Below are 20,766 nucleotides of genomic sequence, written 5' to 3' on the forward strand. Positions count from 1 at the left end.
GAAGCGCAAGACAACCTATTTTATATCATCAAAAAATGTCAAAATAGGTATCAAGTGTTCGATTGTAGTCCCTAAAAGCCCACAAAGTTTTTTATAAAAAGACTTGTAAATACAAATTCTAAGTGTATATTTGCACACGCAATCATAAAGATTGAAACCTAGTAAAATAGGGCGATTAGCTCAGCTGGTTCAGAGCACCTCGTTTACACCGAGGGGGTCGGGGGTTCGAACCCCTCATCGCCCACAAAATTCCAAAAACTCCAAAGTCATTTGATTTTGGAGTTTTTTATTTTCTGTAAAGAATTTAAAAGCAACTAACTAATTGCTTTTATTTTAAAATATAATTTCCTTACATATAAAACCTTGATTTTCTAGTAACTCTTTTGGTAAATTCATTAAAAAATTTCCTTTCAATTCCCATAGTATCAATGTTTTATTTTTAAGAAAAATCCAACGAGAAAAACTTCTTTGAGAATTCCTATGTTCTGTTAATTCAAAGAAAATGGCATCTTTGTATTGGCCGTCATATTTATTTTTGTCTATTCCGGCTTCTTGTAAATCTTCTTTAAAATGATTCTGAGCTTTCTTACTGAAGGATTTAGATTTAACCCAATGTATTTCTCCTAAACAATTATTACAATTTAAGGTGTATTTATAAACAGGGTTTTCTTGTAGTAGATTGATCAAATTCTCTTTGTTAGATATAATTGATCTTTTGGTGCTAAAAATCTCATTTGCACCAGAAATGGTATAAAACTCAATATTTTTCGAAATCGATAAATCTTTTAATGACATTTCTAAACATTCTCCTCCAAAATTTTTCCCCCATTCTATGGATGACATATCCATAATTTCTGCTTTAGAAATTTCGAAGTTCTTTTCTAAAGCTTTAAATGTTCTAGGATATTTTTGTTGAGCTTCGAGGTAATTATCTTTATCATTAAGAAAAGAGTTATAGATGCTACTAACAAGAGAACTATTAAAGTCTTTTCCACTTAATCTTTCTTTATTGCTTTGATTTTGGTCTGGCAATAATTCCGCAAGTAGTTCAGAAATTCTTGAATTGTAAACTTTTCTCTTTTTTATAATCCAAGGAAGCATATAAGGGCGTTGTCCAACTGTATAAGCAGACAACGTATCATTATCTTTTATAATACCAACTACAATCAAGGGGTAATCATCTGTACTCCGCGAACCTTCAATAGATGATGCCGCTTGATTTGCTTTTTTGTAATCTTTTATGGTTGAGATTGCAATAGAATCCATTTGTTTTGTTCTCTTCCAGTTTCTTGTATATTCTTTCCAGAGCCTCTCAGCGTTGTTGATAAGCCAAACAGAATCTCTGCCAAAAGAAAGTAAAGGATTTTTAAAAGAGACCGAATCTTTTGTTTTTACAATCAAATCAACTAATTCGGCAGCTAATTTTGGATCTATTTTTTTAATTATAGAATCGGGTTTATTTAAGCCTGTTAGTAAAAAGTCTTGTCTTTTAATTTGAAAATCACTTTCGAAATATGAAAATCCTCCGTTGCTATCTCTTATTATAATTTTATCCCAAGTATTTGAAGAATCTAAATTGTTTTGCCCTAGAGAAAATAAGGTTCCAAATAAGACAAATAGAATAGTTGAAAAAAGCTTATTCATAATTTTAATCGGCATTTATTTAGGAAGAGTTAGTTTTGTAAAGGCTCAAAACTTCTAATTTTTACTTCGATTTTCTTTAATCTAATATAAGAATATTTACACTTGAATTTATTTTTCTAAAAAATCTATTTTTAACTTTACTTGTGCATGCTAAATGGATAAATTTATGTTGATAAAATCTTCAGAAACAATAGAAAACATAAAAAGAATATTTACAAAGGAAGAATTTCCAGCAAAAACTTTGCTTGTAAAAGAGAATGAGATTTCGCAAAATATTTATTATGTCGAAAGTGGTGCCGCTCGTGTATGGCTTAATCATGACGGAAAAGAAATTACGATTCAATTTTTGTTTGAAGGCGGATTTATAGCTTCTATTGAAAGTATAATTTCAAATGAAAAAAGCTGGTACACAATTGAAACCATTGAGCCAGTAACTGTTTATAGCATAAGCACTAATAGTTTTAAGCAAAAAATGGAGCAATTTCCTCATGTTAGAGAATTTTATTATCAATACATACAGCAATCATTATTAGCTTATCAAAAACGAATGGTTTCTCAGATAAAAAATACTCCCGAAGAGCGATATAAAGAATTGCTTAAAGAATTCCCCGAAATTATTAAACGTGTTCCTCAGCATTATATCGCTTCTTATTTAGGTATTACTTCTGTGTCTTTGAGCAGAATACGAAACCGAAAGTGATTAATTAACAATTGTTATCGTCAACATTTTTTTGATGTCGCAATTTTGCAACGAAATTTAAAAAAATAAAAATCATGATAACATTTTCGACACTTGCAATTTTATTAGCTGCAGCCGCTATGCTGCATGTAACAGAAGAATTTTTATTTCCGGGTGGTTTTGCCGATTGGTATGCTCGATTGATCCCTCCAAAAAAAATAAAGAAAAACAACGGAGGATTTCTTGTTTGGATCAATACTTTCATGATGTGCGCCATTGCTTTCTCAATTCATTTTGCGGACATACAATTAGGACGCACCATATGGTACGATGTTATGTCGATTCTTTTCGCGAATGCTTGTTTTCATATTTGGGGCGTTTCTAAATTAAAATCCTATTCTCCAGGAATTGTCACAGCAGTGCTATTTTACATTCCGCTTTTTATTATTGGAACTGATGAATTAGTTTTAACTGGCATTATTCCATGGTATAGAGCCATTTTTTCAATTTCTCTTGGAATTGGTTTTCATATATTTTCAGTCATTAGACAAGGAAAATAATCTTAAAATAATAACTGCGAATAATATAATTGTTGTTTTTACACTTAATTACACCTAGTCAAAAGAATATTTTATATTTTTATTAAAAAAAGAAAAACATTATAAAATTTATTTCAGTTTTTTATGAAAAAGAAAAATATCAAATTGTTGGTAGTTATTGCTCTATTAGTTCTAAATACAACAATTAAAGCACAATCGACAAAAGCAGAGCAAGATGAAACAGCGAAAGCAAAAGAATGGATAAGCTCATTATCACTAAACGATAATGAAAAAGAAAATAGATTAGTACAAGTTGTAGCTACTCATCTTTCTGCAGTAAAAGACTGGCATAATAACCATCCTGCTTCTACCGTTCCTGCCGGAATAAATCCTTTAGACGGAAAACCTCTTTCTGAACTTCATAGACAAATTATCGCCGATTCTGCAATGCCAACAAATGTTCATGAAAGCTTAATGAGCGGTTTGAGAAAAGATTTGAGTGAGCAGCAAGTTTCATTGGTTTTAGATAAATACACCATTGGTAAAGTGGCTTTTACAATGAAAGGATATCAAGCAATTGTTCCAGAAATGACGTCTATAGAAACTGCTGAAATACAGAAACTAATGGAAAAAGCAAGAGAGCAAGCAGTAGATTATAAAAGCATGAAGGAGATTTCGGCTATTTTTGAAATTTACAAAACACAAGCTGAAAGTTATTTAAATAATCATGGCCGTAACTGGCGCCAGATGTATGGTGATTACACGAAAAAGATAAAAGCTGAAAAAGAAGCTGCTGCAAAAAAATAAGATTTTTAGATTACACAAAAGCTCTTTAATATTTTAAAGAGCTTTTTTTATATTTTTTCTGTAATAAATTTGAATTCATTTAGAAATGATGTAATATGGTATATCGCGAAATTAAAGAAACAAATATCTAAAGCATGTATATCTTTCGAAGAACAAAATTTACATCTCTAATTGAAGCTTCAATAAAACCTAAAGATTGTAAGAAACTAAGTCTGAAATTTTACGATTATAGTTTGAAGGATAAAGGAGAAATATTTTCGCAATTTGTAAATCTTGAAGTATTAGAAATACAAACTAATACATCAATGTACTATTTAAATGATTTTGAACTTCCGGTTGAAATTGGAAATCTTAAAAAGCTTAAGAAAATTTCAGTTCTAAATTTTCCATTGCAGACTTTTCCTGAGTGGCTTTTTAATATAAAGTCTTTGGAGTATTTAATGCTTAGAGGAAATGATATGGAAATAATTCCAGAATCGATATCTCGCTTAGAAAATTTAGAAACTCTTAGAATTGAAAGTTGTCCATTAAGTAAAATCCCTAAAGCATTGATTCAATTGAAAAAACTGAGATTCTTGGGACTTTGTGACACAAGACTAACCGATTTAAACTATAACTTATTTCCTTATAATTTAAAAGAAATTAACTTTAGTGGTACAGGAATATATAAGGATGAAGATTTAGAGCTTCTAAAAATAAAAATGCCAAAAACTAGAATATATCCTTAAAAATAAGTACAGAATCCTACTTTTTGACAAGTTAATTGTTTACAATTGATTTACTTTTTATAAAGCTCAATTTTTCTCCCATCTGGATCTGAAATAACAGTCAGAAAACCAAAATCTGTTTGTATTGGTTCAGAAAAAACTACATCCTTATTCTTGAGTAATACCAATGTTTCTTCAAAATTATCAATTGCAAAACCTAATCTGATACTTTTATCTGGTTCGCTTTGATCTTTTGCAAGTGGATAAATTTCTAAAACTAAACTTCCAATTGTTGCTGAATAATGCATGGGAGAATTACCATGTTGATGATAATCAAATGTTAAACCAAGTAAACTATAAAAATCTGCAAGACGTTTTTGATCGTTTGTTCGTATTACTAAAAGTCTCATTTCCATAGCTTTTTTTTACTTTCTCTTTAGAGTTATAATAGGGTTAAATTCAATGTTTTCACATGCATAACAATTGTCTTTGTGAAACTCGCGAAATTCATCAAAACGTGTTTGGTAAGTTTTATAACCGTTTTTTTCAATTTGAAAATTACCAAAACACCAAGCAAAAGGCAAATCAAACGGTGTATGTATCCATTCTATTCTAGATTTTTCAGTAAGTTCAAAAAAACCATTTTTATCAGTTTTTGTTGTTTGAGATTGATATTTTGTGTATTCAAAATATCCATGTTCTTTATTTATAGAACTTAATTCTTCAATTCGTGAAACTACAGCTTCATTAACAGGATTTCCCTTTTCATCGATTACTTTTCCTTTTATTTTTGGAACATAAATAACATTTTTCGGATGTATAAAAACTCCAAATATTAAAATCAAAACGATAATAAGAATTATTTTAGTTGTTTTCTTCATCGTAAAAGGCTCTAAATAAAAATTCTAATTGCAAATGATATAAAGTTATTTAAAGCTAATATAATAATCATTTGGATAATTTAGAATATAGAATGATTATCAAAATCTTGCAAATCTTCAAAAAAAATCATAATTTACAATCAATCGAAAAACATTTCTACATGCAACAAGAAAAAGACTGGTCAATAGACGAAATTCAGAATACTTGGCAATTGGTTTCAAAACTTCATGACGGACAAAAATATGGTGGAAGCAATGAAGGCGAAAGAGTAGAGTATATCAATCATATCGGTAGTGTCGTTTTTGAAGTTTTAAATGCTAGTCGTTTAACGGAAAATATGAATTCTGATTTAGCCGTTAAATGCGCTATGCTTCATGATACGATTGAAGATACTACATATAATTACGAGAAAGTAAATGATTTATTTGGCAGTGAAGTAGCTTCTGGAGTACTAGCCTTAACTAAAAATGATGAAATTGAGGATTCTCTAGAAAAAATGCTGGATAGTTTAAATAGAATCAAACAGCAGCCTATAGAAGTTTGGGCAGTTAAAATGGCTGATAGAATCTGTAATTTGTATGAACCTCCTTATTATTGGAACGATGAGAAAAAGCTAAAGTATATCGAAGAAGCCAAAATAATACACAACGAACTTAAAGATGGAAATGTATATTTAGCAGAAAGATTGAAGAATAAAATTCAAGAATATTACCTTTTTCTTAGCAATGTTAACCAATTATAAGAGTAAAACTCCTAAACCATTAGATTCGAGAGTTTTTTTGTAGAAAATAAATTTTACCAAAGTTTAAATAAAATTCCGAATTCTTAGTATGATAAATTAATAACTTCATCTTCATATTGATAAATTAAGACATTATTGCCAGCATAAAAGGCTGATCTAAAATCTCTTTTTAGGGTTTCTTTTAACTTTTCAAATTCTAAATTGTAGATTATTATATCAGAATTTCTTACGATGCAAACCAATCTATCAGTAATATAAAAAGTATGTAATGCGCCAAATTCCCAATAAGCAAATTTAGTTTTAATTACTCTTAATGGTCTTTTATTCTCTAAAACAGAATATTCGCAAATAGAAAAACTATCATTTTGAAATTTATCTCTCGTATAAAGTAACACTACAAAACGATCTCCTTTTGAATTAAAACTTAAATTATGAAAAGCCCCATTAAAATCAAGATCATCCATGTCATAAATCAAATCAATACTCTTTGATTGATTAAACTTAAAAATTTTAACGCCTTGAACTCCATAATTTGCATCATGAGTTATAAAAGCAAATTGATTCTTAATATTCGTTTTCGTTACCGATTCAATATATTCGTAACCAGACCATTCTTTTTCAGGATATAGTTGATCATCACTTAATAAAGCTTCGAAAGAAGTTTGCTCTTTTATCCAAAATGCTTTAATAGGCTTATGAGTATAGTCTTCATCTGAAATTGAAATAAACTCATCTTCTTTATGATAAATCAAGAATATTTGGTTTCTAGCTCTCAAAAAATGTTTTTTGAAAATATTTAATCCATCAGAATTAAAATGATAATAATAGATATTATTACTATCAATGAGGGATAATATTATAAAATCTTCCTCATTTTCTGAAAATGTATTTATTATAGCACTGCTAGTCGCTTCAGGAGAATGCAGAAGTTTCAAATTAATATCTTTTAAAAGATTAAATTGTTCATCATAAAGTACTAAGTGGTAAGAATAGTCCTTTGATAGTAACTGATATATATATCTATTATTTTTATTAAAATGAATTGCAACAATTAAATTACTATCATCTTGATAATCGGAGAACAAACATTCCTGATATTCGAGGTTATTTCTGAAATTTGTTTCATCTTTATCTTCTAAAAAGTTGTAACTTCTAAGAACAGTATGATTTTTACTAGGGTTTTCATTATTGTTTATTGCATAAACTACAATAAGCATAATACCAAAAAGTATAATTAAAGCAGAAAATATAATCATTTTAATAAAATTATAAAAGTTGTTTTTTCTAGTTCAATTTAATTAAACGTTTTCCTTTGTCAGCCTATCCAATTCTTTCAGTAGAGTTGGCATTCTAAAATCGCCATGCATACTTTCTACTTTTTTATAGGCTTCTTCCAGATCAATTCCTATAGAAGTGATGTACAGCGGTTTTTTACTGTCGCCTCTAAATATAGCCTTTTTATTATTTTCTATAGAAGCAAAATTTGTTTTAGCAACGCCAATAATCGGAATGTGTTTATTTAATTTTTCATATAAATAACCGCCTAAACCAAACTTCTGATCATCGTTTAAGTATACAAAACCATCTACAACAATGACATCGATGGTAGACAAATCAATTTTATTTAGTAAACTTACAATACATGGCAATTCTCGTTTGTAAAATTCACCAGGAATATATTCTTCTACATTTTCAATAATTTCGGTGTAAACTTTAAAGTTTTTATCTTCATTCCATTGAGAAAATTCAAGGCAAACTGTTTTGGCTTTTTGGTCAAAATAATAAGTGTCAAAAGCTAAGATCATAATTTTTTAAAGGCTTATTTATATTACAACGAAGATATATTACTTCGAGCCAACTTTCCTAAGCTCAGCCAACATTTCATTTAAAAATTCCTGTTGATTTGTATCATCCTTAAAATAACGCTGATACAATACGCTACAGCTTTCGACATCAACTATATTGGCTTTATTAAACGACCAATCATCTGTATTTTTAATTGTGATTCCGAGTTCGCTGCTACAGCTTTGCCAAAGTTCAGAAAATTTTGTTTTTTTATCGTCACTCAGTTTTCTAAAATCTGCGTAGACAGAATAACCACGCATCTCAGAATTAAAAAACTGATTAATTTCATATACAGGAACTCCGCCCCAATTTAAGTATTGTCCTTCGGGCAGTTTTATATTGGTAAGTCTTTGTTCACTCATTTTATGCTTTTGTTCTCCCGATACAAAAAAGTGCTCGTTATAAGTTAGTTTTGTGCCTTTCGGAACCATAATTTTCTTAACGACCATTGGTTCTGTAGTAACAAAGTAAGGATAATTTGGTGTAGAATTTCCGCCTGTTGGATTCATGTTTCCAACACATCCAGTTATAATTGCAGAGAAAAGAAAAGAGAAAGGTTTGAAGATTTTCATGTTATCTAAACTTATAATTTTCAGAATTACTATTCGCTAATATAAGAAATAACTTTATTTTCTCTTTCTATAAATCAGTTCTTCATAAAAAAAATAGTAACTTGGAGTACAATCAATTAAAGCTAAAATAAATGGAAACTAAAATGATATGGGGAAATCTTGTTTCTAATGATTTACAGAAAACAATTAAATTCTATAATGATTTAGGTTTTAAACAAAACGGAAAAGAAACTGACGAGTTGGTAAGTTTTATATTTGCTGAAAACAGTTTTATTATTAACTTTTTTGTTCCTGAAAGATTAGAAATTGCTGTAAAAGGAAAATTAGCAAATGCTAAATCTCAAAGCGAAATTATCTTTTCATTATCTGCAAAGAGTAGAGAAGAAGTCGATCTTTGGTACGAAAAAGTAAAACAAATCGGAGGAACTATTTTTTCTGAACCAGAAAATTTTGAAGTCGGTTATACTTTTGGTTTTGCTGATCCAGACGGACATAAATTTAATTTTCTGTATTGGCCTGGAATGTAGTTAAAATTGAAACTCTCCAATGATATTTTGATCATAATTATAACTTAAATCATTTGGAAATTTTCCATTTAAATCTGGAAAAATAAGCTGTAAATATTCGAATTTCTTGTTTTTATAAAATTTGACTGAGGTTAGAACATATTCTAATAAATCATCATTTTTTACTTTAATCAAATAAATAGGGAAAGTATCTATCAAGTCATCTATCTTTTTATTTAATTGAATTTTATCAGACTTATACTTTTCTACATAATTTTCAATAATCTGTCCAGATAAGTTTGGACCTAAGCCAGAAATGAATAATTCGGGTATATTGAAATTTTCAAAAATTCCAGTTGAATATGCAAAAGGGGTAACATTTTTTTCTTCTAAGACGGCAGTCACATGATAACCTTTTGATGATATATTATCATAAACATTTTTAAAGTATAATGCTTTTTTATCCTCTTGCATTTTTTTAAATTAAAATTATACCGCTAATATAGTTTTAATATTTTTTACCATATGACAAATTTCTATCAAAAACTTATCCCTAACTTTCACACATGAAAGAATTAGTACAATACATATTGAAATTTGGTAGTTTAAATCAGCAACAGATTGATTTGATTTTGAGTAAAGCCAAAGAAAGAGAAATTAAAAAAGAAAACTATTTTTCTGAAGCAGGAAAAGTCTCGGTTGAAGTTGGTTTTATTATCGAAGGAGTGATGAGAATCTGCTATTACAACAACAAAGGCGAAGAAATCACTAAATATTTTATAGACGAAAACAATCTTGTTGTCGATTTAGAAAGTTTTGAAAACAGCATTTGTTCTTCGGCTTATGTCGAAGCTGTTACCGATTGCAAAATGATTGTTTTTTCTAAAAAAGATTGGGAAGAGCTTTTAAATACAATTATTGGTTGGGACAAAATCGTTCACAAAATAATTAATAAAGCCTTGATTGATAAAGTGTCTAGGAGAAGTCCGCTTGTTTCAGAAGATGCTACTACGCGTTATTTGTCCTTTATGGAAATGTTTCCTAATGTTATCAATCGTGTTCCGCTTTCTTATCTGGCTTCTTATTTAGGAATTACACAATCTTCTTTAAGCCGAATCCGAAAAAATATCCGCTAAAATCGCTTTTTGTCATATGGCAAATGTTATTGTTTTTTATCGATGCAACTTTGTAATCAATAATTTAAAAAGATAAAAAATGGATTCAGTATTAATTACAGGTGCAAATAGAAGTATAGGTTTAGAAACCGCAAAACAGCTTTCAGAAAAGGGATTATTCGTTTATTTAGGAAGCCGTGATCTTCAAAAAGGAGAAGAAGTGGCAAAAGAACTTACTCAAAACGGATTTAAAAACATAAAAGCAATTCAAATCGATGTCACAAATGATGAAAGCGTTTTGGAAGCCAAAAATCTTGTAGAAAAAGAACAGGGAAAACTTGATATTTTAATTAATAATGCAGGGATTCTGGGAGACATACCACAAGATTCTTCGACAACTCCGGTTGAAAATATTCAGAATGTATTTGATACCAATTTTTTTGGTGTCATTAGAGTTACACAGACATTTTTGGAATTGCTGAAAAAATCTAAAAATCCTAGAATAAGCAATATTACGTCTGGTCTTGGTTCGTTAACTTTACATAGCGACCCTACATGGAAATATTACGCAATTAAAGCGGTTTCGTATGTTTCTTCCAAAACAGCTTTGAATGCTTTTACAGTAACTTTGGCTTATGAATTAAAAGATTTAGGATTTAAAGTAAATGCAATCGATCCTGGTTATACTGCAACAGATTTCAACCATCATAGTGGGCCTGGAAGTGTAGAAAGTGCTTCAAGTTTCATCATTAAACATACTTTGACTGATGAAAATGGACCAACTGGAAAATTCTTTAGCAATGATATTGAAGACGAAAGCGAAGAAAGTCCGTGGTAGATTAACTTTTATATTAGCTAAAAACTCCATTAATAATTAATGGAGTTTTTTATTTTAAATAGTTTTATTTCGCTCGTTAAATTTCGCTACTAACTTTTTATTTACTTCGATTATTTCCTGAGGATTTATCATATTTGAATTAAATATGAAATCATAATTTTCATCTTTCGGTTTGAATTGATTTACACCATAAGCAACACTATTTGCTGGAATATTTTTGGTTATAATCGATCCAGCACCAATAACTGAATTCTCGCCAATTATAATTGGACCTAAAATTTTAGCACCGTCAGCAATAATGACATTCCTTGCAATAATCGGATTTCCGACATTTTCCCATTCAGCATTGATTTTGTTGTATTTCAAATTAGCTCCAATAGAAACATTTTGGAATATGACTACATTTTCGCAGATTTTAGAAGCCACAATTGTACAACCACGGCCATGATGCGCAAATAAAACACTTTTGTCCATTTCCGCGCAATTAATCTCACAGCAGTAAAATTTCTCTAGTAAATTGCCCGCTATTTGCTTTAGAAATCTGCTTTTTGAATGGCAATTTATTTTAACTAAAGTATTAAACATATTCTTTATTAAGTATCAGTCATTTCGTTTATAATTAATAATTTACAATATAGGTTCCCAAAGTTCAATTTTATTGCCTTCAGTATCCATTATATGAACAAACTTTCCGTAATCGTAAGTTTCAATATCGTCTAAAATAGTAACTCCATTTGCTTTCAGTTTTTCTAAAAGTCCTTCAATGTTCTGAACACGATAATTCACCATAAACTCTTTCTTAGATGGCGAAAAATATTCATCTCCTTTCTTAAAAGGACACCATTGTGTAGATTCTATTTGTTCCGGATTATCAATATTTCTAGATTCAAAACTTGAAGATCCCCAATCGTTGATTTCCAATCCTAAATTCTTCGCGTACCAGTCTTTCGTTTCTTTTGGATTATCCATAAAAAAGAAAATTCCGCCAAGTCCTGTTACTTTTGGTTCTGTATTATCTGAATTATTTCCCATACAAATAGTCTTTTTAAATTTCTAAAATTGATATTGTAAAACTAAATCTAAGGTATAAACAATTATTGTAATTATATTTACAGTAAAACAAAATAGCATTTAAAAAATCATCCAATGAAAAACGATAGAGTATATAAAATTTTATTCTCCAGTGTATATCCTATGTATATTCAAAAGGCAGAAAAAAAAGGACGTACTAAAGAAGAAGTAGATATAGTAACAAAATGGTTAACAGGATATAGTGATGAACAGCTTAAAGCTCAGATTGAAAAGAAAGCGGACTTTCAGACTTTCTTTGATGAAGCTCCAAAACTAAATCCGAATGCGTCAAAAATTACCGGAATGATTTGCGGTTATCGTATTGAAGAGATTGAAGATCCGCTGATGCAAAAAATCCGTTATTTGGACAAATTAGTTGATGAGTTAGCGAAAGGAAAGAAAATGGAAAAAATTCTAAGAGAGTAATAAAATTAAAACCTCCAAATCGGTTTTTGGAGGTTTCACTATTTTATACTCTTAATAAACCGCGAAATCCTCGCGCGGCATAATAAGATTCTGCACCGTTGTGATAAACAAAAACGGTATTGTATCTAAAATCAGAGAAAATAGCTCCTCCTAATTTTCTAATTTCTGTTGGAGTTAAAATCCAGCTTGATGTTTTCGTATCAAATTTTCCAAGCTTTTGAAGTTCTCTGTATTGTTCTTCATTCAGAATTTCAATTCCCATTTCTTCTGCCATATTGATAGCGCTGTTTGCAGGTTTATGTTCTTTTCGTTTTTCAAGCGCTTCATGATCGTAACAGACACTTCTTCGGCCTTTTGGACTTTCTGGAGAACAATCTGCAAAAAGATATTCTTTTGTTTTTTCGTCGTAGCCAATAACATCAGGTTCGCCCTCAGTTCTTTCCATTTCATCTAGCGACCATAATTTCTTAGGATTGGCTTTTAATTTGTTTTCAATAACAGACCATTCCAAATTTTTATGTCTGTTAATATTCTTTTCGAAACGTTTTTCCAGCGTAGTTAAAAGCTCTTCTTGTTGGTTGGGTGTCAATTCTTTTTTCATCTCATTAAAATTTTAGTTTGCAGTACATTTTCTAGTTGTTGGTCTGAAATACCACGAAACAATTGTCAAAACAATTAATAATACCGGACCGAAAAGTTCTTTAGCACTGTCACCAACCGCCAAATGAGAAACTACAGCTCCAGACATGGCAAAGAAAAATCCGGCATAAGCCCATTCTTTCAATAAACCAAATTTCGGAATTAATATCGCAATTACACCTAAAAGTTTCCAAACGCCCAAAAGAGTCAAGAAATAAAGCGGATAACCTAAATGTGTCATCATTTCAGTTTCTTCTTTTATCTGCATTAATTGCACAATTCCAGTAGATACCATTCCTAATGCTAGCCAAAGCGTGGCAATCCAATAAATAATTTTGTTTCTTTTACTCATGATTTTTTATTTTAGTTTAGTTACAATTTCTTCTAATCTGTTGTGAGCCATATTTAAACCTTGTGCAAATGGCAATTTCAATTGATTTGCTCTGTGCTCAATTGATTTATAGATAATCTGCATTGTAAGTTTACTGGTTTCTTCTGTAAGTTTTTCGAATTCTAAAAACTCTAACTGTGGCGCAAAATTCATATTATCCATTTCAAACGTGCGCACAATTCTCTCATTCGGAACAAAGTCATGAATTACGCCATTTGCTCTAAAAACAACATTTCCATTAGGATCACTGGTTTCAAATTCCCAGGCGCCGTATTTTTTACTTTCTAGTTTTACAACTTTAGTTCCCATCCATTGCGCCACAATTTCTGGATCTTCGTAGGCTTTGAAAAGCAATTCTACAGGAAGATCAAATTCTCTTGTAATTATAAGATCGTGTCTGTTGTCTTCGGCATGAATTTTTGTTTTCTTTTCCATGGTTTATTTTTTATAGTTTTTCATAATCGATTCTAGTTTGTTGAAACGATCGTCCCACATTTGTCTGAACGGTTCAATGAAGTTGTCAATTTCTTTCATTTTTTGAGGATTTAGATGATAATAAATTTCTCTTCCGCTTTGTGTTTGGTGTAATAATTCACATTCGTTTAAAATCTGAATATGTTTCGAAATCGTCTGTCTGGACGAATTAAAGTTCTCTGCAATGGCACCTGGTGTCATTGCTTGTACAGCAACCAGACTCAATATTGCTCTTCGGGTCGGGTCGGCTATTGCCTGAAATACATCTCTTCTAATTTCCATTGCGCAGTTATTTGACTGCAAATATAATGAAGTCATTTGACTGCGCAATATTATTTTGGTTTTATTTTAAAAAAAATACCTTCAAACAATTAATTTGAAGGTATTTAAAAATTATTCTTTTTAATATAAACTAATCTAATCCCGCAAACTGAAATGGTTTTGCTTCTTTAAAATTAATTAGTGATTCACCTGAATAGTTTTCATTATTAGCCAGACTCAACTTTCTGATTTTTCCTTTTTCGCTAAAATCTACTTTATTAAATTCCACCCAAATCACATTCGGATTCAATACATTATCAAAATAATAAACCAGATTCTTTTGATCGGCAACAGTTCTCCAACGGGTAGAAGAGATGTTGGGTTCTGTAGGAGAAGCAATTCCAAGCGGTACGGAACAATTTCGGATTACGCCAAAAACGCTTGCCAAAGCACTTCTTGTATTATCTGTTTTTGGAATTGCATCTATATAATAAGATGCTCTCACAAAACGATCGGCAGCTCTGTTTGTTCCCGGAAGCATTACCGTTCCCGGAATACTTTTCCAATAGGTATTAATGGCCAATTGATCGTTAAAAATAGGAGAGTTGGTCATTGTAACATATTTTCTATCGTGATGAATGACCAATTTTTCATTTATATACTCGAAAATTGCATTATCACCAGAAGCATCAGAAACAGATAAATGTACTGTTGCAAAGATATTTGTTCCTGGAATGTGAGATGAAGCCACAACAAATTCTTCTTTTTCTAATGCCGATACTACTTCAGAAACCGTAGAAAAATTATCCAACACATATTGAAGCCAGAGAGAAACTGCTAAACCTTTTACTTTACCATTCTTTTCAAATTTTGGATATTGCGATTCAACCAGCCATAAAAGATTGCCTACAAGTCCTTTTTCGTTCATTCCGTCAGAAGAAGCAATATCCCACGAACTTGTAATAACGCTTCCGTATTTTGATTTCCATTTCACTGAACTTGTGCCAACTTCGCCGTTTCTTTCAATGCCACGCGGAAAGATCCACAAATTAGCAGGTATTTCAGTGCGCCAATCCATCGAGCGGGCTGTTATTATCGTGCCATTTAATCCTTCATATACAACTCTTGTACAAGGAAACACGGTTTCACCGATGAGAGTAAAAGCAAGTAAAAGCGAGAAAATTTTGTTTCGTGATTTCATGGTATTTTACATTTTAATTAAACGTTGATCAGTCTATTTATTTAAGGATAGAAAATATGTATAAAAAATCTTTATCTGCAATTTACGTAATTATTGTAAGATTTTGAATGCCAAAGCAATAAGTATTACAAACAAATGGCATTTCACTAATAAGCTTTTTTTACAATATAATATTATTTAGAATAATTATAAATAGTTTTGAATTTTGAATAAAATAATTCTATTTTTGAATGTATTACCTCAGATTAGATTCATTTAAAATATACTCAAAATGATAAAAAAGATATTTAAAACCCTCAAAATAATTCTATTTATTCTCTTGTCTCTAATTGCAATTGGTTTTGTATTTGAGCATATTTCTCGCTTTTATTTTGACAGACAGCGCCCAGATAACTCAGAATTCGTAACTGTTGAAGGAAGAAAAATTCACTATAAAAAGGAGGGAAAAGGAAATTGTACTATAGTCTTTGAATCTGGTTTAGGTGGAGATTATCTGCATTGGCAAGATATCCAGAAAAAACTTTCTCAAAAGTATACTACAATCTCTTACGATAAAGCTGGAATTTTATGGAGTGATCCTGCAAAGAAAACTAGCTTAAGAAGATACACCGACGATCTAAAACAGCTTTTAGAAAAAACAAATTGTCCGAAACCTTATATTATAGTCGGACATTCTTTTGGAGGCATTACCCCAAGATTATTTATTGAAGAAAACATGAAAAACATAGGAGGCATTGTTTTTATTGATGTTTCTCATCCAAAACAATTGAAAAAATCTTCAGATGCTTTAAAAAAATCGGTTCAACCGCCACCAAAAATGCTTTTAAGTTTTTTTAATGAAATAGGTGCAATCAGAATATTATATAGCACAAACGCGTTTACTTCTGCAGTTCCAAAAGAACATTGGTTTAATAGAAATGTTAAACACTATTTCTATCGCATCTTTGACGGAATGATGAATGAGTTAGAAAATGATGATAAACTTATGGAAGAAGCTTCTCAAATTGATAATTTCGGATCAATACCATTGACGATAATTACTGCAAAATATCCAAATGGAGTAGAAGGAGCAAAAGATAAAAATCTTGAAAAAGAATATCTTTCTATTCACAATAATTTACAGAAAGACTTACTTCATTTATCTACGAAAAGCACACAGGTTTTTGCACAAAAAAGCGGTCACTATGTTACACTGCAAGAGCCCGATTTAATTTGTAACGAAATAGAGAAAATAGCGCCGAGATAATCCAGCGCTATTTTTTTTATTTAGAGTTCAATACTTTTTTCAATATTTACTTGATTTAGAAACAAATGATCGTGAGAAATAACAATCAAAGTTCCTTTATACTCATTTAGTGCGGCAGTTAAAATTTCTATATTTTGAATATCTAAATTATTAGTAGGCTCATCTAAAATAATAATTTCAGGAGATTCATTGCTAATTGTTAAACAACACAACATCAAACGCATTCTTTCTCCACCACTTAAAACATTACAGAGTTTATCCCAATCATTTTGAGAGAACAAAAAACGATTTAATCTCATTTTTATATCATGTTCTTCTAAAGCACAATCATTAAAAAGTTGTGCCTGCTCATAAACCTTAAGGTCGTTTTGGAGCATTGAATAGTCTTGGTCAATGTATATAGCTTTTTTTGACTGAGAATTTATAGTCCCTTGGCTTAAAGTCAATTCTCCTAAAATAATTTTAATTAAAGTTGTTTTGCCCGAACCATTTATGCCTTTCACTGATAAACGATCTCCAGAAAGAATTTCGAAACTTAGATTTTCTTTCCAAATCTGTTCATTTTCATACGAAAAATTAATTTCAGTGGCTTTAAAAAGTACTTTTCCTTTATGAAAATTGCTGTTATTAAACCCAAATTTGATTTGATCTATTATCGGTAAATTTGATCTCAATTGACGTAAATCGCCAGATATGTTAGATATTTTTTCCGCATGAACATCTTTCAGTTTAGAACTGCTATTTTCTGCATTATTTCGAAGAGTATTCATCATAATCCTAGCAACTCCAGATTTTTCCTGCTTCTTTTTTCCTCGCGAATCCAACTTGTTCTGGCGCTCTATTGTTTCGCGTTCTTTATCTTTAGCCTTTTTAAGTTCTTTTTCTTTGTTCTGTACATCATTTTCTAAAGCTTCTTGCATGATTTTTTTCTGATTATGATAGAAATCGTAATTTCCTCCATAAACAAAAATTTCATTTTTACTCATTTCAAGCGTTCTATTAAGAATATTTAGCAACGTTCTGTCATGACTTACGATCAATAAAGAACTTGAAGTCGATTTTATAAAATCATATAATAATTCACGTGCCGTAGAATCTAAATGATTGCTAGGCTCGTCCATTAAAATAAATTCAGGTTCATGAATCATTATTCCAGCTAAAAAAACTTTCGTTTTCTGGCCTCCGCTCAACGTTTCCATTTTCTGATTTAAATCTAATTCATGAAGATTCCAATACGATAAAGCTTTCTCGCAACGTTCTTCAATAGTCCAATCATTATCTAAGAGCTGAAGATTTTCTTCTGTAACAATACCTTCAAGTATCTCTTTAAGTGACTTTATTTTATCACTTATTTTTAAAGCTTCTGCAATACTTATTTCATCAAATTGTCCAAATAATTGAGGAATAAAGTAAGGTTCTGAATTTTGAATAATCTGTCCAGAAAATGATTTGAGTTCGCCTGAAATAATTTTTAACAAAGTTGATTTTCCAACGCCATTATTTCCAACTAGCGCTACTTTATCATTATTGTTTACAGTAAAATTTATGTTTTGAAACAGCATGTCTTTATTCTCATGCTGATATGAGATATTTTGAAGAATAAGCATAATTACTTTCTTTTAGAGAATTAAATAATTAAGCAGCCACGAATGCGGTTACTCACTAAGTTTTCCGAAAGAAATTAATTTTCACATAGATAAATGCTTATTTGAAGAAGTGCAAAGGTATTTATTTAAGGTTTAAAATCAAAAAAACCATTCTTAATTATAAGAATGGTTTTTGTATTATAAATAAAATTAAAATGTATTTTTTTAGATTTTACTGAATGTTAACTTAGCTTCTTTAGTATCAAGGACTAATTTGTCGTCTGTAATAGTGCTTACGCATTCATAAGGCGTACCAACTTCATCTTTGATTACCAGTTTTGTGCCTTTTTGAGTTAATGCGTAAGTACCATCCGTTATTTCACGAAGCAAGTAACCTGTCACATGCCCATCTTCTGTAAAAGTAAGGGTACCATTAGTCAAAATTGCATTTTTTGTAGAGTCATTAATAGAAGTTTTAGCTTCGACTTCGGTAACTTTCCAAGAATTAATCAGCCTGTTTCTTTTACCATGACATGAAACCATTAATAAGACAACAATTGCAAATAGGAGGGTAAACAATTTAGAGTTTTTCATGATTTTGCGATTAAAAGTTAAACAGGAAAAAGTTACAAAAAAAAATGACATTAAATTATTCGCAATCAAATATTTATAAATATTTTTTTTCGATAAAAAAAGTCCTTGATTTAACTCATATTGCAATTGTGAAATCTCAATAATTAAGATGTAATAAGTCTAAAGATTTTAACACTCAAAATTTTAATTAAGAGTCAAAGCTCCTAATATTTCTTCGTACATAAATGGACCTCCAGGATAAGTTGCTGTGTAGTCAAGATTCATCCAGACTTGGCCACGTTCGTCTATATGGTAATGTATTTTTTTTCCGTAACTTTCTTTTGTAAAAAGAACATTTTTAATCAAATAATTGACTTTTTCCAAATCAATCATAGAACCAATTAATATTTCTGGGTATATATGCCCTTTGGTATGAATAAGTCTTGGAGTTCCGCCAATTGATCGAACTGCGGCTGCCATTAAAATAGAATGATCATCGCAATCGCCAGAGAAATATTCTAGAGATTCGCTGGCGGTTGCGATATAATCACCATCTTTTGGATCGTTTACATAATTCCATCTGCCGTTTATTTCTTTAAAAACAGCAAAACACTGAATTATGGTACGATAATCTGAATAGCCTCTAATGCCTTTAAAATGCTTTGTGGTTGCCATAACAGCAAAATTTCGCACTTTCGGATTCTGGTATTCTATAGCATTAAGAATTTTTGTTTTATTTGGAAACGGAAGCAGTTTTGCCACGATAATATCCTGCGGATATGGATTATCAGACATGGTATAAATCATAGAATTATAATCTTCTGAGATTTCGTTAAAACCATAATTTCCAATAACAGTTCCGTAAAATAAAATCAGTAAATAAACGGCAATGCACAATATGATAATTGTTCTGAGATACATCAGAAGAAAAAATATTGCCGCAAAAACAAAAATAAATATAAAAACACGATCTAGATTGAATGCCCATTCTAGATCGATCAAATTTTGATGCAATATGATGAAAATCGGAATCGTAATAAAAAGACTCAACAACATGATAATAATCCTGTCCCACGGTGATTTCACCTGTAGTTTAGATTTTAAATATGGAAAGTCAATTTTAGGGAATTTCATCATACGAATCAAAAAAGCAGTATTACAGTGCTTTTACGGTTTCTACAAAAATACTTTTTTTATCAATAATTCCCAGATCAAATAACTGATTTTGAATTTTATTAAAAGACTTTTCGGTTAAATTCTTTTGTGACCATTGCGTTAGTTTAAGCCACTCTTTTATATCCTCTGCTTTTTGATTAAATAGTTTGGATAACTTTTTATCAATCTCCGGAATCTCTTTAAAATCAGTTGTTGTACTGTTAATGATTTCAAGGATTTTCTCTACAACTTTGCCATTCTTTTTTAAGAATTCTTCACGAACAGCAATTATAAATGAAGGCCAAGGAGTAGGGCAGTCGTCAATGCGTCTGAAAACTCCTTTGTCAACAAGTGGTTTTGTCATAAAACGTTCCCACATAAAATAATCTGCTTTTTTATTGGTTAGAGCATCTACAGCTCCATCAATTGTATTAACAACCTCAAATTCAAGATCGTCTGTTTTCCAGCCTTGTTCATTTGCATTTACGTAAGCCATCAATTGTGATCCAGAACCAATTCTTGAAATAGCAGCCTTTTTGTTTTTAAGATCTTTAAGTGTCTGAAAATCAGACTTTGCATCCACATGGATTCCCCAAATTAAAGGCGATTGTACGTAAATCTGAACAATTTTACTCGGATTGCCTGCCGAGATATCTTTCAGAATTCCTTCAGTTAAAATTACTGCTAAGTCTGTTTCGCCGTCACGAAGCATTTGACACATTTTCCCAGTACCTTCGGGAACATTGGTCCATTGTAAGTCGATGCCCTCTTCTTCAAATTCGCCATTCTCAATACAGAGATGCCATGGCAAATTGAAGTGTTCCGGAACACCCGCAATTTTGACAGTTTTCATTTCTTTTAAGTTTA

28 protein-coding genes and 1 tRNA gene are annotated in these 20,766 nt (G+C 30.5%); 11 read left to right on the forward strand and 18 right to left on the reverse strand.

Translation table 11 applies throughout. The features are described from left to right. The first annotated feature begins 169 nt into the window (after positions 1 to 169). Positions 170 to 244 (forward strand) — tRNA-Val (locus HNP35_RS19715). A gap of 89 nt (positions 245 to 333) precedes the next feature. Here the strand turns inward: HNP35_RS19715 and HNP35_RS19720 are convergent. After that, positions 334 to 1,644 carry a hypothetical protein gene (locus tag HNP35_RS19720; RefSeq protein WP_184166244.1) on the reverse strand — a complete coding sequence of 437 codons (1,311 nt, stop codon included), beginning with the start codon at positions 1,642 to 1,644 and terminating at the stop codon, positions 334 to 336. A gap of 166 nt (positions 1,645 to 1,810) precedes the next feature. Between HNP35_RS19720 and HNP35_RS19725 the strand changes: the two genes are divergently transcribed. The 4 genes from HNP35_RS19725 to HNP35_RS19740 all read left to right on the forward strand — a co-directional run bounded on the left by HNP35_RS19725 (position 1,811) and on the right by HNP35_RS19740 (position 4,397). Beyond that, complete coding sequence (locus tag HNP35_RS19725) at positions 1,811 to 2,344, forward strand: Crp/Fnr family transcriptional regulator (RefSeq protein ID WP_184166241.1); 534 nt, start codon at positions 1,811 to 1,813, stop codon at positions 2,342 to 2,344. A 74-nt stretch (positions 2,345 to 2,418) separates the two neighbouring features. After that, positions 2,419 to 2,883 (forward strand): HXXEE domain-containing protein, encoded by a 465-nt coding sequence (locus HNP35_RS19730; RefSeq protein WP_184166238.1) that lies wholly within the window; start codon positions 2,419 to 2,421, stop codon positions 2,881 to 2,883. A 123-nt stretch (positions 2,884 to 3,006) separates the two neighbouring features. Then, positions 3,007 to 3,669: a DUF3826 domain-containing protein gene (locus HNP35_RS19735; protein WP_184166235.1), complete on the forward strand. Its 663-nt coding sequence runs from the start codon at positions 3,007 to 3,009 to the stop codon at positions 3,667 to 3,669. Between the two features lie 233 nt (positions 3,670 to 3,902). Next, positions 3,903 to 4,397 (forward strand): leucine-rich repeat domain-containing protein, encoded by a 495-nt coding sequence (locus HNP35_RS19740; protein ID WP_184166232.1) that lies wholly within the window; start codon positions 3,903 to 3,905, stop codon positions 4,395 to 4,397. A gap of 50 nt (positions 4,398 to 4,447) precedes the next feature. On the opposite strand, the gene HNP35_RS19745 is transcribed toward HNP35_RS19740, so the two are convergent. Both HNP35_RS19745 and HNP35_RS19750 read right to left on the reverse strand, forming a co-directional pair. Further along, the gene (locus HNP35_RS19745; RefSeq protein WP_221433480.1) at positions 4,448 to 4,786 is read right to left on the reverse strand and encodes a VOC family protein; all 339 of its coding nucleotides are present in this window, start codon (positions 4,784 to 4,786) and stop codon (positions 4,448 to 4,450) included. Positions 4,787 to 4,801: 15 nt separating this feature from the next. Then, positions 4,802 to 5,257 (reverse strand): hypothetical protein, encoded by a 456-nt coding sequence (locus tag HNP35_RS19750; protein WP_184166226.1) that lies wholly within the window; start codon positions 5,255 to 5,257, stop codon positions 4,802 to 4,804. Between the two features lie 161 nt (positions 5,258 to 5,418). Between HNP35_RS19750 and HNP35_RS19755 the strand changes: the two genes are divergently transcribed. Further along, positions 5,419 to 6,000, forward strand: coding sequence for an HD domain-containing protein (locus tag HNP35_RS19755; RefSeq protein WP_184166223.1), 582 nt, complete (start codon positions 5,419 to 5,421; stop codon positions 5,998 to 6,000). An 83-nt stretch (positions 6,001 to 6,083) separates the two neighbouring features. On the opposite strand, the gene HNP35_RS19760 is transcribed toward HNP35_RS19755, so the two are convergent. Genes HNP35_RS19760 through HNP35_RS19770 form a run of 3 tightly spaced genes read right to left on the reverse strand, consistent with a single transcriptional unit; the run spans position 6,084 to position 8,417 of the window. Beyond that, positions 6,084 to 7,256, reverse strand: a complete 1,173-nt coding sequence (locus HNP35_RS19760) for a hypothetical protein (RefSeq protein ID WP_184166221.1) — start codon at positions 7,254 to 7,256, stop codon at positions 6,084 to 6,086. 42 nt (positions 7,257 to 7,298) lie between these two features. Beyond that, on the reverse strand, positions 7,299 to 7,805 hold the full coding sequence (locus HNP35_RS19765) for an endonuclease V (RefSeq protein ID WP_184166217.1): 507 nt from the start codon (positions 7,803 to 7,805) through the stop codon (positions 7,299 to 7,301). 39 nt (positions 7,806 to 7,844) lie between these two features. Continuing rightward, complete coding sequence (locus HNP35_RS19770; protein ID WP_184166214.1) at positions 7,845 to 8,417, reverse strand: hypothetical protein; 573 nt, start codon at positions 8,415 to 8,417, stop codon at positions 7,845 to 7,847. A 131-nt stretch (positions 8,418 to 8,548) separates the two neighbouring features. On the opposite strand from HNP35_RS19770, the gene HNP35_RS19775 reads away from it, so the two are divergent. Next, on the forward strand, positions 8,549 to 8,944 hold the full coding sequence (locus HNP35_RS19775) for a VOC family protein (RefSeq protein WP_184166211.1): 396 nt from the start codon (positions 8,549 to 8,551) through the stop codon (positions 8,942 to 8,944). Here HNP35_RS19775 and HNP35_RS19780 read toward each other — a convergent pair whose 3' ends face one another. Continuing rightward, complete coding sequence (locus HNP35_RS19780) at positions 8,945 to 9,397, reverse strand: DUF4262 domain-containing protein (protein ID WP_184166208.1); 453 nt, start codon at positions 9,395 to 9,397, stop codon at positions 8,945 to 8,947. It abuts the gene before it with no gap. A gap of 92 nt (positions 9,398 to 9,489) precedes the next feature. On the opposite strand from HNP35_RS19780, the gene HNP35_RS19785 reads away from it, so the two are divergent. Together HNP35_RS19785 and HNP35_RS19790 are read left to right on the forward strand one after the other, a co-directional pair. Continuing rightward, positions 9,490 to 10,059 carry a Crp/Fnr family transcriptional regulator gene (locus HNP35_RS19785; protein WP_184166205.1) on the forward strand — a complete coding sequence of 190 codons (570 nt, stop codon included), beginning with the start codon at positions 9,490 to 9,492 and terminating at the stop codon, positions 10,057 to 10,059. A gap of 79 nt (positions 10,060 to 10,138) precedes the next feature. After that, the gene (locus HNP35_RS19790) at positions 10,139 to 10,876 is read left to right on the forward strand and encodes an SDR family oxidoreductase (protein WP_184166202.1); all 738 of its coding nucleotides are present in this window, start codon (positions 10,139 to 10,141) and stop codon (positions 10,874 to 10,876) included. 54 nt (positions 10,877 to 10,930) lie between these two features. On the opposite strand, the gene HNP35_RS19795 is transcribed toward HNP35_RS19790, so the two are convergent. Continuing rightward, complete coding sequence (locus HNP35_RS19795) at positions 10,931 to 11,350, reverse strand: serine acetyltransferase (RefSeq protein ID WP_246453613.1); 420 nt, start codon at positions 11,348 to 11,350, stop codon at positions 10,931 to 10,933. 153 nt (positions 11,351 to 11,503) lie between these two features. After that, a complete protein-coding gene (locus HNP35_RS19800; protein ID WP_184166195.1) occupies positions 11,504 to 11,908 on the reverse strand; it encodes a VOC family protein in 405 nt (134 codons plus the stop codon). 114 nt (positions 11,909 to 12,022) lie between these two features. On the opposite strand from HNP35_RS19800, the gene HNP35_RS19805 reads away from it, so the two are divergent. Beyond that, positions 12,023 to 12,373 carry a DUF2200 domain-containing protein gene (locus HNP35_RS19805; protein WP_184166191.1) on the forward strand — a complete coding sequence of 117 codons (351 nt, stop codon included), beginning with the start codon at positions 12,023 to 12,025 and terminating at the stop codon, positions 12,371 to 12,373. 43 nt (positions 12,374 to 12,416) lie between these two features. Here the strand turns inward: HNP35_RS19805 and HNP35_RS19810 are convergent, their stop codons facing one another. The 5 genes from HNP35_RS19810 to HNP35_RS19830 form a co-directional block, all read right to left on the reverse strand. Next, positions 12,417 to 12,974: a DUF4256 domain-containing protein gene (locus tag HNP35_RS19810; RefSeq protein ID WP_184166188.1), complete on the reverse strand. Its 558-nt coding sequence runs from the start codon at positions 12,972 to 12,974 to the stop codon at positions 12,417 to 12,419. 12 nt (positions 12,975 to 12,986) lie between these two features. Then, a complete protein-coding gene (locus HNP35_RS19815) occupies positions 12,987 to 13,364 on the reverse strand; it encodes a DoxX family protein (RefSeq protein ID WP_184166186.1) in 378 nt (125 codons plus the stop codon). Between the two features lie 6 nt (positions 13,365 to 13,370). Further along, positions 13,371 to 13,838 (reverse strand): SRPBCC domain-containing protein, encoded by a 468-nt coding sequence (locus tag HNP35_RS19820; protein WP_184166183.1) that lies wholly within the window; start codon positions 13,836 to 13,838, stop codon positions 13,371 to 13,373. Between the two features lie 3 nt (positions 13,839 to 13,841). Further along, complete coding sequence (locus tag HNP35_RS19825) at positions 13,842 to 14,159, reverse strand: ArsR/SmtB family transcription factor (RefSeq protein ID WP_184166180.1); 318 nt, start codon at positions 14,157 to 14,159, stop codon at positions 13,842 to 13,844. A gap of 130 nt (positions 14,160 to 14,289) precedes the next feature. Beyond that, on the reverse strand, positions 14,290 to 15,339 hold the full coding sequence (locus tag HNP35_RS19830) for a linear amide C-N hydrolase (RefSeq protein WP_184166177.1): 1,050 nt from the start codon (positions 15,337 to 15,339) through the stop codon (positions 14,290 to 14,292). Between the two features lie 271 nt (positions 15,340 to 15,610). Here HNP35_RS19830 and HNP35_RS19835 point away from each other — a divergent pair, with 271 nt between their 5' ends. Further along, positions 15,611 to 16,585, forward strand: a complete 975-nt coding sequence (locus tag HNP35_RS19835; RefSeq protein WP_184166173.1) for an alpha/beta fold hydrolase — start codon at positions 15,611 to 15,613, stop codon at positions 16,583 to 16,585. Between the two features lie 20 nt (positions 16,586 to 16,605). Here HNP35_RS19835 and HNP35_RS19840 read toward each other — a convergent pair whose 3' ends face one another. The 4 genes from HNP35_RS19840 to HNP35_RS19855 all read right to left on the reverse strand — a co-directional run bounded on the left by HNP35_RS19840 (position 16,606) and on the right by HNP35_RS19855 (position 20,752). After that, on the reverse strand, positions 16,606 to 18,192 hold the full coding sequence (locus tag HNP35_RS19840; protein ID WP_184166170.1) for an ABC-F family ATP-binding cassette domain-containing protein: 1,587 nt from the start codon (positions 18,190 to 18,192) through the stop codon (positions 16,606 to 16,608). 204 nt (positions 18,193 to 18,396) lie between these two features. Further along, the gene (locus tag HNP35_RS19845; RefSeq protein ID WP_246453616.1) at positions 18,397 to 18,765 is read right to left on the reverse strand and encodes a hypothetical protein; all 369 of its coding nucleotides are present in this window, start codon (positions 18,763 to 18,765) and stop codon (positions 18,397 to 18,399) included. A 183-nt stretch (positions 18,766 to 18,948) separates the two neighbouring features. Beyond that, positions 18,949 to 19,881, reverse strand: coding sequence for a transglutaminase (locus HNP35_RS19850; RefSeq protein ID WP_184166166.1), 933 nt, complete (start codon positions 19,879 to 19,881; stop codon positions 18,949 to 18,951). Between the two features lie 19 nt (positions 19,882 to 19,900). Further along, positions 19,901 to 20,752, reverse strand: coding sequence for a substrate-binding domain-containing protein (locus HNP35_RS19855; protein WP_184166163.1), 852 nt, complete (start codon positions 20,750 to 20,752; stop codon positions 19,901 to 19,903). Positions 20,753 to 20,766: the final 14 nt, after the last annotated feature.

Source organism: Flavobacterium notoginsengisoli (assembly GCF_014207905.1).
In the GTDB taxonomy this organism is placed as follows: Bacteria; Bacteroidota; Bacteroidia; order Flavobacteriales; family Flavobacteriaceae; genus Flavobacterium; species Flavobacterium notoginsengisoli_A.